Genomic DNA, 256 nt, shown 5'->3' with positions numbered 1-256 from the left:
CAAGCTGCTGCGCGGCTTTACCAAAATTGTGCATAAGTTTTGCGCTGCCAATGCCGAACACGCGCAACTCAAGGCCCATGTAGAGCAGCTCAACCAGTTGAACCAGTACATCTCCGGCTTTGAGCGTGATGTTCTGTGCCGGCGGCGCGAGCATGCCCGGCAGGCAGCCCGGGGTCTGGCCCGGCAGCAGCTTGAGGCGCAACGACACATCACCCGGCGGCAAATTGAAGGAGGTGGCTTGTTCCTGGAACAGGCG

General features: G+C 60.2%; 1 protein-coding gene. It reads right to left on the bottom strand.

What is annotated here, in order from left to right:
- On the bottom strand, positions 1-256 hold a 256-nt coding region (locus AC0L3B_RS39865), incomplete at both ends, for a hypothetical protein (RefSeq protein WP_473383409.1).

The organism is Bradyrhizobium sp. Kon56, from assembly GCF_055807635.1.
Note: the sequence above shows the minus strand (reverse complement) of the source record. Positions and strands in the feature narration are given on the sequence as shown.